Source organism: Peribacillus simplex NBRC 15720 = DSM 1321 (assembly GCF_002243645.1).
Classification (GTDB): domain Bacteria; phylum Bacillota; class Bacilli; order Bacillales; family DSM-1321; genus Peribacillus; species Peribacillus simplex.
Genome location: NZ_CP017704.1, coordinates 1,823,712 through 1,837,342, shown reverse-complemented (window position 1 = coordinate 1,837,342; position 13,631 = coordinate 1,823,712). Strand labels below are relative to the sequence as shown.

The following is a 13,631-nucleotide window of genomic DNA, read 5'->3' as shown; positions in this document are numbered from 1 at the left end:
TTGTTTAGTTCCGTTTTTTCTTTCTTTCAATATATCTTGCTTGTGCTTGAATATATTGCTGCTTTTCCTCTTCCGTTTCCGGTATGACCTGAGGTACGTTTGTCGGCTTACCGTCTTCATCAATGGCCAGCATCGTTAAAAAAGCGCGTGCGGTAAGCTGTTTTTCACCTGTTAATAGGTTCTCACGCTCCACTTTCACGAATACCTCCATTGATGTGCGATGAGCACAGGTGACATAAGCTTCAAGGTTGATCGCATCCCCTGTCTTGATGGGGGCCAAAAAATCAAAAGAGTCGCTTGAAGCAGTCACAAAGGGTTTTCGACAATGACGCATAGCTGAAATGCAGGCTATTTTATCAACATATGCCATTACTTTTCCACCAAAGATGGTATTGTGATGATTTGTATCCGGTGGAAAAACAAGGTCGGTTAAAAAAGACAGTGACTGCTGTGTTGGATGGGCAACGTTCTTTTCAATCATTTGCCTGTTGGTTTAGCTAAAAGATTTTCACGGACGATTTTTGCTGCTTCGACCATGTTTTTCAGGGAAGCGACGGTTTCCGGGATACCCCTTGTTTTCAGGCCGCAGTCGGGATTGATCCAAAACTGGTCTTTATCCAATACCTTGATGCCCCGTTCAATCATATCGACCATTTCTTCCACTGCCGGCACACGCGGGCTGTGAATATCATACACACCCAGGCCAATACCTTTTTCATATGTTTTTTCCTCGAATGCCGAAGCAAGCTCCCCATGACTACGGGATGTTTCGATGGAAATTACATCGGCATCGAGGGAGGAGATGACATCCATGAAACTGTTGAAGTCGCAATAGCACATATGCGTGTGAATTTGGGTTGTATCCTCCACGCTTGATGTGGATATCAAGAATGAATTTACAGCCCAGTTCAAATACTCATCGCGATCGCTTTTTTTCAATGGCAGACCTTCTCTAAGTGCAGGCTCATCAACCTGAATCATTTTAATTCCAGCGGATTCCAATGCAATGACTTCTTTTTCTAAAGCGAGTGCCAGCTGATAGCAAACATTCTCCCTGGAAGTATCATCACGGACAAATGACCAGTTCAAAATCGTAACAGGACCTGTAAGCATTCCCTTTACCGTCTTCTTCGTAAGGGATTGTGCGTATACACTTTCCCTGACTGTCATCGGTTCGATGAAATGGATGTCGCCGTAGATGACTGGTGGTTTCACGCAGCGGGATCCATAGGATTGTACCCAACCCTTTTCTAGAAAGACGAATCCGCCTAACTTATGGCCGAAGTATTCAACCATATCCGTCCGTTCGAATTCCCCGTGAACGAGAACATCCAAACCGATTTCTTCTTGGATTTCGATCCACCTGCCGATTTCTTCGTTAACGAATGTTTCATATTGCGAAGCGGTCCATTCTCCTCTTTTGAATTTCCCGCGTGCTTGTTTAACTTCAAGTGTCTGCGGAAAGCTACCGATCGTAGTCGAAGGAAGAAAAGGCAATTTGAAAAATTCCTGTTGTTTTTGGTAACGTTCTTTAAATGGAAGCTGACGGCCGGAGGTCCTGGTTTTAACCTTTTCGACATTGGATTGTACACTCCCGTGATTCCGTGCATTTGAACTTGCTAACGTTTGAACCGTAAATTTATTTGCATCGACTTTTTCGGCAATTGCTTCAAAGCCTTGATTATTCCCTTTGACCAAGAGTGTGATTTCCTCAAGTTTCTCATCAGCGAATGCAAGGGCCTCTTTCACTTCTTTTGAAAGGGCGGTTTCATTACGAACGGTCACCGGGACATGAAGCAGGGAACAAGAGGGCTGAAGCCAAATTTGGTCTTCGGCTACCTTTTTCTTAAGAGTCTCGATCAATTGGATTTTTTTCGATAAATCAGATAGCCAAATATTTTTTCCGTCAATCACACCTGCAGCAAGCACTTTGTCCTTCGGGAAACCGAATGCTTCAAGATTACTTAGATTCCTCCCCTTATCATGTACAAAATCAAGACCGATTCCTTGGACTTGTAATTCGATGACTTCTTGGTAATGTTCCACGGCATCAAAGTATGTTTGTAGCATGATGTTCAGGTTTGGTGCTGCTTCATTCAGTTTTTCATAGAGGTAAGTAACAGTTTGCATATCATCTTTGGAAATGGATGAAACAAGAGAAGGTTCGTCCATTTGAACCCACTTCACGCCTTCTTGCTCCAACTCCCGCAGGATTTGCGTGTATAGGGGAAGCAGGCTCAGGATGATGCCAGGGATTTCTTGTTTATTGAAGCCTTTGGAAAGGGAGATGAAAGTATAAGGTCCGATCAACACGGGCTTAGTTTCAATCCCTAGCTTTTCCTTGGCTTCCCGATATGCTGCAAGTGGTTTATTTTCTGTTAAAGTCAGCTGTGACAGTTTTAATTCAGGGACAATATAGTGATAGTTCGTATTGAACCATTTCGTCATTTCGGAAGCGACTTCATCATTGTTTCCGCGAGCCATTGAATAATAAACGGAAAGGGGAACGCTCCCGCCTTCATAAGCTGAATAACGCTCAGGAACAAGACCGAACATTACGGACATATCCAGCATTTGATCATAGAAAGTGAAGTCGTTGACAGGAATGATATCAATGCCTCGTTTCTTCTGTTTTTGTAAGTTGCCTAAACGGATGGCTTTTAGTTGTGCCGTAAATTCTGCTTCATCGATTTTTCCGGACCAGTAAGCTTCTAATGTACGTTTCCATTCACGATCTTCCCCGATTCGAGGGTAACCCAAACTACTGCTTTTCAAAATTCCCATCCTCCTACATTCATTTGTTTGATCAATAAAAAAAGCATCCCTAACCGTCAAAAGAGAAAGTTAGAAATGCTTAAAATAAAGAGGCAGAATGCCCCTTACAATTATAAGGTCCCTAACACCTCCCTATCTCCCGTAGGTTAAAACAGTGTTGTCGAAATAGGCAGGTCTCCTGACTTAGGGAATATCATTAGCGGCGGGCCTTCCCGATCCTTTGATCAGTGGCATATTGGATGGCGCTAACATTCCCATTACAGTGGCGGGACCGTGCCGGAATTACACCGGACTTCCCTTTTAATCCTAATGAAAATTAGGAACCTATTTCCACATATGAAATTTTGCAAAACCTGCCTTGATAACTGTTTGCAGGTCAAAGATTTATAAAATAAAAACTATTATAAAAATTTAGACAATCGTAACATATCCGACCAAAAGGGTCAACATGGAAAAAAGATTCGGGAATTGTAACCGTTAATTGGAAGTGTGGGTATAAGGCTGAGGTCTGTTCCTAAAAAAGAATATATTGTTTGGACAGGGAGTATGTATAGAGGGAGTGGCGTTTTGAAATGGGGCGTGGGGGATGACTTTCTACATCTTGATTGCAGGAATCATTTTTTGCATGGTGATGAGCATTCGTACGTTATTTCTTGTTGAGTCGGGAGGAAAGAAATTTTCTCTGGAGGATATGCTGTGGCTTGGCAATTTATATGCGACGATATTAGTTGGGTTTGCACTGATTTATTTATTATACGAGCTTCAGAATCATTCGGTGATTCTTGATATGGGCAATCGATTGGATGGCACTTTCTATGAACAGTTGAAGACTTCTTTTTATTTTAGTGCGATGACGATGTTTTCTGTGGGGTATGGAGATATAGCCCCAATTGGCATGGGCAGGATGATAGCTACCATTCAGGCTTTCATCGGGTATACACTGCCGGCAGCGTTCGTGATTCGGACGGTGATCGATCTGGAGCAGAAAGATAGGAGGGATAAATGAAAGTTGTTTTTCTTTCGATTATTGGGTACTCTTACCATAATGAAAAAAATGGAGGGTTCAATATGACTGTTAAAATTGGTGAAACAGCACCTGATTTCAAACTCCCTGCAAACAATGGCGAAATGGTATCGCTATCGGATTTTAAGGGGAAATACATTGTTTTATATTTCTATCCAAAAGACATGACGCCAGGCTGCACGACGGAGGCCTGTGATTTCCGGGACCATAATGAGCAATTCGAGGAATTGAACGCTGTAATCATTGGTATCAGCCCAGATCCAGCGGCACGTCATGAAAAATTCATCGAGAAACATGGATTGCCTTTTCTGCTGCTGGCTGACGAAAATCATGAAGCGGCTGAATCATTTGATGTTTGGCAATTGAAAAAGAACTTCGGCAAGGAGTATATGGGCATTGAACGTTCAACTTTTCTGATTGATAAGTCTGGTAAGGTAGTCAAAGAATGGCGTAAAGTAAAAGTCAAAGGCCACGTCGAAGAAGCGCTTGAAACTCTTCGCGACCTCGAAAAATAAGGGACAGGCAGATGAAGGATGAGCGAATAACGAAGCTTGCAGCCAGGCTGATTCATCATTCGATACAATTACAGCCAAAAGAGAGAATCCTCATACGGGGGCATATCAACACGAAACCATTATTGAAAGAACTGATTGATGAAATATACAGAGTTGGTGCTTATCCATATGTAGAACTCGAAGACGATGAGATAAGCCGCCACCTGTTACAAGGGAATGTGAAGGAACAACTTGACATATCTTCGCAATGGGCCTTGAAGAAATATAGGGATATCGATGCAGTCATCATCATCACAGGGGAAGAAAACGATGTGGAAATGACTGATGTTCCCATCGAGAGGCACCGTCTTCAAGGGGAGGCAATGAAATCCCCCACTCTTTTCTATGTAAACAACCGACGTTGGGTCTTGCTTAATTATCCCACCAACGCATCCGCGCATAAAGCCGGCATGACCTTCGATAGGTACCAAGACTTCCTTTTGAACGTATGCACCATGGATTACGGGAAAATGGAGGCGTCCTTGAAACCGTTAAAACAATTGATGGAACGAACTGACAAAGTCAGGATCGTTTCACCTGGGACAGATTTGACCTTTTCCATCAAAGATATGCCTGCCATCATATGTGCCGGAAAAAAGAATTTACCGGATGGAGAAGTTTTTACGGCACCCATAAAAGATAGTCTCAATGGAAGGATAGCCTTCAACACACCAACAACCTATGAAGGAATCACCTTTAGTGAAATAGAATTAAACTTTAAAAAGGGAAAAATCATTAAAGCGACATCCAATCGTGACTCTGAAATGAACCAAATTCTTAATATTGATGAGGGGTCCCGGTTTATCGGGGAGTTTGCAATTGGAATCAATCCATACATATTGGAACCTATGGACGATATCTTGTTCGATGAGAAAATAAGCGGGAGTCTGCACTTGGCTCTTGGACTTGCCTATGAAGAAGCTGATAATGGAAACCGTTCATCGATACATTGGGATATGGTCTTGATCCAGCGTCCCGAATATGGTGGTGGTGACATCTATTTTGACGACGTCCTGATCAGAAGGGATGGCGTTTTCATTTTGCCGGAATTACATGCATTAAACCCAAATTCTTTAAAATTAAGCCTTTTTTAATAAGGGTAAGGCTTTTGTCCAACTCAAAAAGGGGACACCTGAATATGCTTTATTAAGGGAATACCTCCTCAGAGAAAGTTGCGCGGGACACATAGAGCCCGTGTTTTTTTATGTTAATTAAAAGGGAGAGATAAACATGTTAATACTTTCAACTGTCATTCCGAATGAAGGCATCCAAACGAAGATGATGGAAGCTTTTCCTGAATTGAACTTCATTTATCAAAAAGGATGGACGGATGGCCCGCTTCGTGAAGCGGAAATCTTAATTACATATGGTGAAGACTTAACTGAAGAAATCATTGGGAAAGCGGCGAACTTGAAATGGATCATGGTCATGAGTGCAGGGATGGAATTAATGCCATTTAAAGCCATTGAGGAACGTGGCATTCTGGTGACCAACGCAAGAGGCATTCATAAAATCCCAATGGCTGAGTATACGATAGGAATGCTTTTGCAATATGAAAAGAAATTGAAATTGCTTATGAAGAATGAAAAGGAAGAACTGTGGGATAGAAAGATTGAAGTAGGGGAATTGAATGGCAAGACTATGATCGTTATTGGTGTCGGTGCAATTGGAGGGGAAGTGGCTCGTCTTGGGAAAGCTTTTGGGATGACGACGATGGGAGTGAACCGGAGCGGGAAACCAGTGGAATCCATCGATTACCTTTATACCATGGATAATTTATTGGAAGCCATACCGGGAGCCGATTATATCGTATCAGTCTTGCCAAGTACGGATGAAACGAAGGGCTTTTTGCAAAAAGAACACTTTAAAGTAATGAAAGAATCTGCAGTATTCGTGAATATTGGCCGCGGTGACCTGATTAACGATGAAGAGTTGATCGAAGCCCTGGATGCTGGGGAATTGTCTCATGCCATCTTGGATGTATTTGATCCGGAACCTTTAGGAAAAGGGCATCCGTTTTGGAAGATGGAGAATGTTACAGTCACACCGCATCTATCAAGTAAAAGCGGAGAATATTTACCAAGAACCTTTGCCATTTTCGAAAAAAACATGCGTGAATACATGAAAGCTGGAAAAGACTTCACCAACGTAATTGACTTATCTAGGGGATACTAAACTCAATGCAAAAATGGGAAAGATTCACTGTGTTCATGAATAAACTAAAAAAGAATGGTTAAGCCATTGAATTATTGACAAATTCAACGCATAAAAGGTACACTATTTATAAATATTATAATTTAAGAATTCATACTTAATGAGAAAAAGAGGTGGATGACGGTGTCTGAAGTTCAGTTAAAAGAAGCGTTGGATTCCTTAAAAGATACCGGTGTAAGAATAACTCCTCAACGCCATGCGATACTTGAGTATTTGATAAGCTCCATGTCCCACCCTAGCGCTGATGATATATATAAAGCGCTGGAAGGCAAGTTTCCGAATATGAGTGTGGCAACGGTTTATAACAACCTGCGTGTTTTCCGTGAGGTAGGTTTGGTAAAAGAACTTACGTATGGTGATTCTTCAGCAAGGTTTGATTTCGTGACGACGAATCATTATCACGTAATTTGCCAAACTTGCGGAAAAATTGTGGATTTCGATTATCCTGCATTGGATGAAGTCGAGCATTTCGCAGCACAAGTCACCGGTTTCAATGTTAGTCACCATCGGATGGAAATCTACGGCGATTGTACGGATTGTGCGAAAAAAGAATCGCATTAAAAAAAGTTCCTCCACTTGGTTGGAACTTTTTTTTATGTTATGAAGAAATGATACAATTGTTAAAGACTTCTTGAAAGGGAATTAAGTTAGGCGACCTAGTCATGCAGGCTTTTTCGGTTATATTTTTCGTTGAATTCTTCGCCTTCCAACTTTCTGTCAAGTGTCAATGGTTCTTCACAATGCATGCAAATATCTACACGCCCTAGTATTTTTGTAGGTTTGCCGCAGTTAGGGCAGACAACCTGGATTGATTTTGTAGAAAGCATTCCAATCCAAAAATAAACGCCGGTGCTTGCGATTATGAATAAAAGGCCCAGACCCATGAAAATCGTCATGACAACAGGGTGCGTTTTGAAGAATAGCCCAAGGTACATTACGATAAAGCCAATGAAAATCAAACTCAAAGCAAAAGTACGTATTTTATTGATTTTGCTAGAATATTTAGCCATGGATTGTCCCTCCTAAAATATAACTTTAACTATAACATAAACAATGGATGGAACAAAAAAGAAATTAAGGATACATATTACTTTTGAATTGAATTGGTTTGGGGTAAGGGAAATAAGCAGGAAATTGAAGAGTTTTGTCGAAAGTCTAAAAAAAAAAGGTTTTGGAGGAATTTATGATGGAAGATATCCTTCGCCCGATTTATCAAGAGCGAGCAAGTTTAAAATCTACACTTGGAATCTTGTTAATAGAAAAAAGAGATGATAATAGCCCGATTACCGATACATTTGACTACATTCTTTTTGTAATAGCAGACGAAGCCGAAGAGGCCGTGTTTTTAAAACATTACACTTACCAGGATAAAAAGGCAGCCTTGCATATCGTAAAGGAAGATCAATTAAAAGAATGGCTCCTATTAGGGACGAACCGCAAAGTGGTTGACTGGATATATAACGGGAAGGTCCTTTTTGATCGGAATGAATATTTGGACCGTTTGAAAACCGAAATTCGGGAGTTCCCCTTCTATGGAAGGAAGTTAAAGATGGGGATGGAATTCGCGAAGTTAATTCGCAGGTACATGGATGGGAAAAGCTTCTTTGAAAAAGGCCATTATCTTGAGGCATACAACCATATCGTTCATTCACTGCATCACTTGGCCCGTTTGGAAATAATTGAACAAGGCTTTTATCCGGAGGTTACGGTCTGGAACCAAGTGAAGCATATGGAACCTGAAATCTACAAGCTGTATAAAGAATTGATCAGCAGTGAGGAAACTCTCGAAAAAAGATTGGAGCTACTATTCCTTGCTAGTGAATTTCTTATTTATTCGAGGACGAATGCAGGTTCACAGCATTTGGTTGAAATAATGGGGACGAAAGAAGATCCGTGGACGATTGCGGAGCTTATGGATCATCCGGAAGTTAAGTTTTATTCAGTCGACCTAGGTGTTTTATTGGAATATTTGATAGAGAAGAAGGTAATTGACGTCATCAAAGCGGAGACAAAAGGGAACGAGGTATATCATCGGTTTTATCGGGTGTCAAAAAACTTTTAAAAAAATTCGATTTTGTTGTTGACCATTAATAATATAGGTGTTATATTAATACATGTCGCTGCGGGACATCAGCTTTCGCAGCTTCATCAAAACAAAAAAACTTAAAAAACATGTTGACAACAGAGTTGAAGACATGATAAGATGTAAAAGTCGCTTACGAAGTAAACGACAACGAAATTGCTCTTTGAAAACTGAACAAAACAAAGCGCCAACGTTAAATTTTAAGTGAGCATACACTATCAAAAAAGCAAATGAGCAAGTCAAACATTTCTTCGGAGAGTTTGATCCTGGCTCAGGACGAACGCTGGCGGCGTGCCTAATACATGCAAGTCGAGCGAATCGACGGGAGCTTGCTCCCTGAGATTAGCGGCGGACGGGTGAGTAACACGTGGGCAACCTGCCTATAAGACTGGGATAACTTCGGGAAACCGGAGCTAATACCGGATACGTTCTTTTCTCGCATGAGAGAAGATGGAAAGACGGTTTACGCTGTCACTTATAGATGGGCCCGCGGCGCATTAGCTAGTTGGTGAGGTAATGGCTCACCAAGGCGACGATGCGTAGCCGACCTGAGAGGGTGATCGGCCACACTGGGACTGAGACACGGCCCAGACTCCTACGGGAGGCAGCAGTAGGGAATCTTCCGCAATGGACGAAAGTCTGACGGAGCAACGCCGCGTGAACGAAGAAGGCCTTCGGGTCGTAAAGTTCTGTTGTTAGGGAAGAACAAGTACCAGAGTAACTGCTGGTACCTTGACGGTACCTAACCAGAAAGCCACGGCTAACTACGTGCCAGCAGCCGCGGTAATACGTAGGTGGCAAGCGTTGTCCGGAATTATTGGGCGTAAAGCGCGCGCAGGTGGTTCCTTAAGTCTGATGTGAAAGCCCACGGCTCAACCGTGGAGGGTCATTGGAAACTGGGGAACTTGAGTGCAGAAGAGGAAAGTGGAATTCCAAGTGTAGCGGTGAAATGCGTAGAGATTTGGAGGAACACCAGTGGCGAAGGCGACTTTCTGGTCTGTAACTGACACTGAGGCGCGAAAGCGTGGGGAGCAAACAGGATTAGATACCCTGGTAGTCCACGCCGTAAACGATGAGTGCTAAGTGTTAGAGGGTTTCCGCCCTTTAGTGCTGCAGCTAACGCATTAAGCACTCCGCCTGGGGAGTACGGCCGCAAGGCTGAAACTCAAAGGAATTGACGGGGGCCCGCACAAGCGGTGGAGCATGTGGTTTAATTCGAAGCAACGCGAAGAACCTTACCAGGTCTTGACATCCTCTGACAACCCTAGAGATAGGGCTTTCCCCTTCGGGGGACAGAGTGACAGGTGGTGCATGGTTGTCGTCAGCTCGTGTCGTGAGATGTTGGGTTAAGTCCCGCAACGAGCGCAACCCTTGATCTTAGTTGCCAGCATTCAGTTGGGCACTCTAAGGTGACTGCCGGTGACAAACCGGAGGAAGGTGGGGATGACGTCAAATCATCATGCCCCTTATGACCTGGGCTACACACGTGCTACAATGGATGGTACAAAGGGCTGCAAACCTGCGAAGGTAAGCGAATCCCATAAAGCCATTCTCAGTTCGGATTGTAGGCTGCAACTCGCCTACATGAAGCCGGAATCGCTAGTAATCGCGGATCAGCATGCCGCGGTGAATACGTTCCCGGGCCTTGTACACACCGCCCGTCACACCACGAGAGTTTGTAACACCCGAAGTCGGTGAGGTAACCTTTATGGAGCCAGCCGCCTAAGGTGGGACAGATGATTGGGGTGAAGTCGTAACAAGGTAGCCGTATCGGAAGGTGCGGCTGGATCACCTCCTTTCTAAGGATAATTACGAGAGCGCTTTTGTTTTGTTCAGTTTTGAATGAGTAATTCATTCAAATAAGAAAGACAAGCATCACGATGTGATGGATTCTTTCTGCTTTGTTCCTTGAAAACTAGATAATAGATAGAAGGCAATTAATTTTTTTCAAAGCATCTGTAAGATCTTTTTTAACGGTTAAGTTAGAAAGGGCGCACGGTGGATGCCTTGGCACTAGGAGCCGATGAAGGACGGGACTAACACCGATATGCTTCGGGGAGCTGTAAGTAAGCTTTGATCCGGAGATTTCCGAATGGGGAAACCCACTGTTCGTAATGGAACAGTATCTTTACCTGAATACATAGGGTACTGAAGGCAGACCCGGGGAACTGAAACATCTAAGTACCCGGAGGAAGAGAAAGCAAATGCGATTTCCTGAGTAGCGGCGAGCGAAACGGAATTAGCCCAAACCAAGAGGCTTGCCTCTTGGGGTTGTAGGACACTCAACATGGAGTTACAAAGGAACGGGGTAAATGAAGCGATCTGGAAAGGTCCGTCAAAGAAGGTAAAAACCCTGTAGTTGAAACTTCGTTCCCTCCTGAGTGGATCCTGAGTACGGCGGGACACGAGAAATCCCGTCGGAAGCAGGGAGGACCATCTCCCAAGGCTAAATACTCCCTAGTGACCGATAGTGAACCAGTACCGTGAGGGAAAGGTGAAAAGCACCCCGGAAGGGGAGTGAAATAGATCCTGAAACCGTGTGCCTACAAGTAGTCAAAGCCCGTTAATGGGTAATGGCGTGCCTTTTGTAGAATGAACCGGCGAGTTACGATTTCATGCGAGGTTAAGTTGATAAGACGGAGCCGCAGCGAAAGCGAGTCTGAATAGGGCGAATGAGTATGAGGTCGTAGACCCGAAACCAGGTGATCTACCCATGTCCAGGGTGAAGTTCAGGTAACACTGAATGGAGGCCCGAACCCACGCACGTTGAAAAGTGCGGGGATGAGGTGTGGGTAGCGGAGAAATTCCAATCGAACCTGGAGATAGCTGGTTCTCTCCGAAATAGCTTTAGGGCTAGCCTCAAGATGAGAGTATTGGAGGTAGAGCACTGATTGGACTAGGGGCCCCCAACGGGTTACCGAATTCAGTCAAACTCCGAATGCCAAATACTTATTCTTGGGAGTCAGACTGCGAGTGATAAGATCCGTAGTCGAAAGGGAAACAGCCCAGACCACCAGCTAAGGTCCCAAAGTATACGTTAAGTGGAAAAGGATGTGGAGTTGCTTAGACAACCAGGATGTTGGCTCAGAAGCAGCCACCATTTAAAGAGTGCGTAATAGCTCACTGGTCGAGTGACTCCGCGCCGAAAATGTACCGGGGCTAAACGTATCACCGAAGCTGTGGATTGACACCGTATGGTGTCGATGGTAGGAGAGCGTTCTAAGGGCGTTGAAGTCAGACCGGAAGGACTGGTGGAGCGCTTAGAAGTGAGAATGCCGGTATGAGTAGCGAAAGAAGGGTGAGAATCCCTTCCACCGAATGCCTAAGGTTTCCTGAGGAAGGCTCGTCCGCTCAGGGTTAGTCGGGACCTAAGCCGAGGCCGAAAGGCGTAGGCGATGGACAACAGGTTGATATTCCTGTACCACCTATACATCGTTTGAACGATGGGGGGACGCAGAAGGATAGGGTAAGCGCGCTGTTGGATATGCGCGTCCAAGCAGTTAGGCCGGAAACGAGGCAAATCCCGTTTCCATTAAGGCGGAGCTGTGATGGCGAGGGAAATATAGTACCGAAGTTCCTGATTCCACGCTGCCAAGAAAAGCCTCTAGTGAGATGTAAGGTGCCCGTACCGCAAACCGACACAGGTAGGCGAGGAGAGAATCCTAAGGTGTGCGAGAGAACTCTCGTTAAGGAACTCGGCAAAATGACCCCGTAACTTCGGGAGAAGGGGTGCTTTTTAGGGTGAATAGCCCAGAAAAGCCGCAGTGAATAGGCCCAGGCGACTGTTTAGCAAAAACACAGGTCTCTGCGAAGCCGCAAGGCGAAGTATAGGGGCTGACACCTGCCCGGTGCTGGAAGGTTAAGGGGAGAGGTTAGCGCAAGCGAAGCTTTGAACCGAAGCCCCAGTAAACGGCGGCCGTAACTATAACGGTCCTAAGGTAGCGAAATTCCTTGTCGGGTAAGTTCCGACCCGCACGAAAGGTGTAACGATCTGGGCACTGTCTCAACGAGAGACTCGGTGAAATTATAGTACCTGTGAAGATGCAGGTTACCCGCGACAGGACGGAAAGACCCCGTGGAGCTTTACTGCAGCCTGATATTGAATTTTGGTACAGCTTGTACAGGATAGGTAGGAGCCTGAGAAGCCGGAGCGCTAGCTTCGGTGGAGGCGTTGGTGGGATACTACCCTGGCTGTATTGAAATTCTAACCCGCGCCCCTTATCGGGGTGGGAGACAGTGTCAGGTGGGCAGTTTGACTGGGGCGGTCGCCTCCTAAAGAGTAACGGAGGCGCCCAAAGGTTCCCTCAGAATGGTTGGAAATCATTCGTAGAGTGTAAAGGCACAAGGGAGCTTGACTGCGAGACCTACAAGTCGAGCAGGGACGAAAGTCGGGCTTAGTGATCCGGTGGTTCCGCATGGAAGGGCCATCGCTCAACGGATAAAAGCTACCCCGGGGATAACAGGCTTATCTCCCCCAAGAGTCCACATCGACGGGGAGGTTTGGCACCTCGATGTCGGCTCATCGCATCCTGGGGCTGTAGTCGGTCCCAAGGGTTGGGCTGTTCGCCCATTAAAGCGGTACGCGAGCTGGGTTCAGAACGTCGTGAGACAGTTCGGTCCCTATCCGTCGCGGGCGCAGGAAATTTGAGAGGAGCTGTCCTTAGTACGAGAGGACCGGGATGGACGCACCGCTGGTGTACCAGTTGTCTTGCCAAAGGCATAGCTGGGTAGCTACGTGCGGACGGGATAAGTGCTGAAAGCATCTAAGCATGAAGCCCCCCTCAAGATGAGATTTCCCATGGCGCAAGCTAGTAAGATCCCTGAAAGATGATCAGGTTGATAGGTCAGAGGTGGAAGCGTGGCGACATGTGGAGCTGACTGATACTAATAGATCGAGGACTTAACCAACGCTTTAAAAAAATGAAATACCTTCTTATTATCTAGTTTTGAAGGAATGAAAATTTCTTCTTGCATTTTCTCA

The 13,631-nt window shown here is 44.8% G+C and carries 9 protein-coding genes, 2 rRNA genes and 1 riboswitch; of the genes, 8 read left to right on the top strand and 3 right to left on the bottom strand.

The genetic code is table 11. The features are described from left to right. Positions 1-4: 4 nt before the first annotated feature. Positions 5-481 carry an acyl-CoA thioesterase gene (locus tag BS1321_RS08720; RefSeq protein WP_063234838.1) on the bottom strand — a complete coding sequence of 159 codons (477 nt, stop codon included), beginning with the start codon at positions 479-481 and terminating at the stop codon, positions 5-7. Then, positions 478-2,784 carry a 5-methyltetrahydropteroyltriglutamate--homocysteine S-methyltransferase gene (gene metE, locus BS1321_RS08715; protein ID WP_174524189.1) on the bottom strand — a complete coding sequence of 769 codons (2,307 nt, stop codon included), beginning with the start codon at positions 2,782-2,784 and terminating at the stop codon, positions 478-480. Before metE ends, BS1321_RS08720 begins: the two co-directional genes overlap by 4 nt. Before the next feature lie 142 nt (positions 2,785-2,926). Then, positions 2,927-3,118, bottom strand: a riboswitch (cobalamin riboswitch). 243 nt (positions 3,119-3,361) lie between these two features. On the opposite strand from metE, the gene BS1321_RS08710 reads away from it, so the two are divergent. The 5 genes from BS1321_RS08710 (at position 3,362) to perR (ending at position 7,128) form a co-directional block, all read left to right on the top strand. Next, positions 3,362-3,781 (top strand): potassium channel family protein, encoded by a 420-nt coding sequence (locus tag BS1321_RS08710; RefSeq protein WP_063234840.1) that lies wholly within the window; start codon positions 3,362-3,364, stop codon positions 3,779-3,781. A gap of 62 nt (positions 3,782-3,843) precedes the next feature. Further along, positions 3,844-4,314: a thioredoxin-dependent thiol peroxidase gene (gene bcp / locus BS1321_RS08705; protein ID WP_063234852.1), complete on the top strand. Its 471-nt coding sequence runs from the start codon at positions 3,844-3,846 to the stop codon at positions 4,312-4,314. Between the two features lie 11 nt (positions 4,315-4,325). Then, on the top strand, positions 4,326-5,447 hold the full coding sequence (locus tag BS1321_RS08700; RefSeq protein WP_063234841.1) for an aminopeptidase: 1,122 nt from the start codon (positions 4,326-4,328) through the stop codon (positions 5,445-5,447). 136 nt (positions 5,448-5,583) lie between these two features. Continuing rightward, on the top strand, positions 5,584-6,528 hold the full coding sequence (locus BS1321_RS08695) for a D-2-hydroxyacid dehydrogenase (protein WP_063234842.1): 945 nt from the start codon (positions 5,584-5,586) through the stop codon (positions 6,526-6,528). 156 nt (positions 6,529-6,684) lie between these two features. Further along, complete coding sequence (gene perR / locus BS1321_RS08690) at positions 6,685-7,128, top strand: peroxide-responsive transcriptional repressor PerR (RefSeq protein ID WP_063234843.1); 444 nt, start codon at positions 6,685-6,687, stop codon at positions 7,126-7,128. A gap of 95 nt (positions 7,129-7,223) precedes the next feature. Here perR and BS1321_RS08685 read toward each other — a convergent pair whose 3' ends face one another. Continuing rightward, positions 7,224-7,577, bottom strand: a complete 354-nt coding sequence (locus BS1321_RS08685) for a YgzB family protein (protein WP_063234844.1) — start codon at positions 7,575-7,577, stop codon at positions 7,224-7,226. A 176-nt stretch (positions 7,578-7,753) separates the two neighbouring features. On the opposite strand from BS1321_RS08685, the gene BS1321_RS08680 reads away from it, so the two are divergent. The 3 genes from BS1321_RS08680 to BS1321_RS08670 all read left to right on the top strand — a co-directional run bounded on the left by BS1321_RS08680 (position 7,754) and on the right by BS1321_RS08670 (position 13,558). Beyond that, the gene (locus tag BS1321_RS08680) at positions 7,754-8,629 is read left to right on the top strand and encodes a nucleotidyltransferase-like protein (RefSeq protein WP_063234845.1); all 876 of its coding nucleotides are present in this window, start codon (positions 7,754-7,756) and stop codon (positions 8,627-8,629) included. A 269-nt stretch (positions 8,630-8,898) separates the two neighbouring features. After that, a 16S ribosomal RNA gene (locus tag BS1321_RS08675) occupies positions 8,899-10,449 on the top strand. A 176-nt stretch (positions 10,450-10,625) separates the two neighbouring features. Continuing rightward, positions 10,626-13,558, top strand: a 23S ribosomal RNA gene (locus tag BS1321_RS08670). The 16S and 23S rRNA genes sit together here, the layout of an rRNA operon. Positions 13,559-13,631: the final 73 nt, after the last annotated feature.

Bases quoted from the DNA above. Each gene is read 5' to 3' on its own strand.
- BS1321_RS08720 (WP_063234838.1), bottom strand. From the start codon at position 481: ATGATTGAAAAGAACGTTGCCCATCCAACACAGCAGTCACTGTCTTTT.
- metE (WP_174524189.1), bottom strand. From the start codon at position 2,784: ATGGGAATTTTGAAAAGCAGTAGTTTGGGTTACCCTCGAATCGGGGAA.
- BS1321_RS08710 (WP_063234840.1), top strand. From the start codon at position 3,362: ATGACTTTCTACATCTTGATTGCAGGAATCATTTTTTGCATGGTGATG.
- bcp (WP_063234852.1), top strand. From the start codon at position 3,844: ATGACTGTTAAAATTGGTGAAACAGCACCTGATTTCAAACTCCCTGCA.
- BS1321_RS08700 (WP_063234841.1), top strand. From the start codon at position 4,326: ATGAAGGATGAGCGAATAACGAAGCTTGCAGCCAGGCTGATTCATCAT.
- BS1321_RS08695 (WP_063234842.1), top strand. From the start codon at position 5,584: ATGTTAATACTTTCAACTGTCATTCCGAATGAAGGCATCCAAACGAAG.
- perR (WP_063234843.1), top strand. From the start codon at position 6,685: ATGACGGTGTCTGAAGTTCAGTTAAAAGAAGCGTTGGATTCCTTAAAA.
- BS1321_RS08685 (WP_063234844.1), bottom strand. From the start codon at position 7,577: ATGGCTAAATATTCTAGCAAAATCAATAAAATACGTACTTTTGCTTTG.
- BS1321_RS08680 (WP_063234845.1), top strand. From the start codon at position 7,754: ATGGAAGATATCCTTCGCCCGATTTATCAAGAGCGAGCAAGTTTAAAA.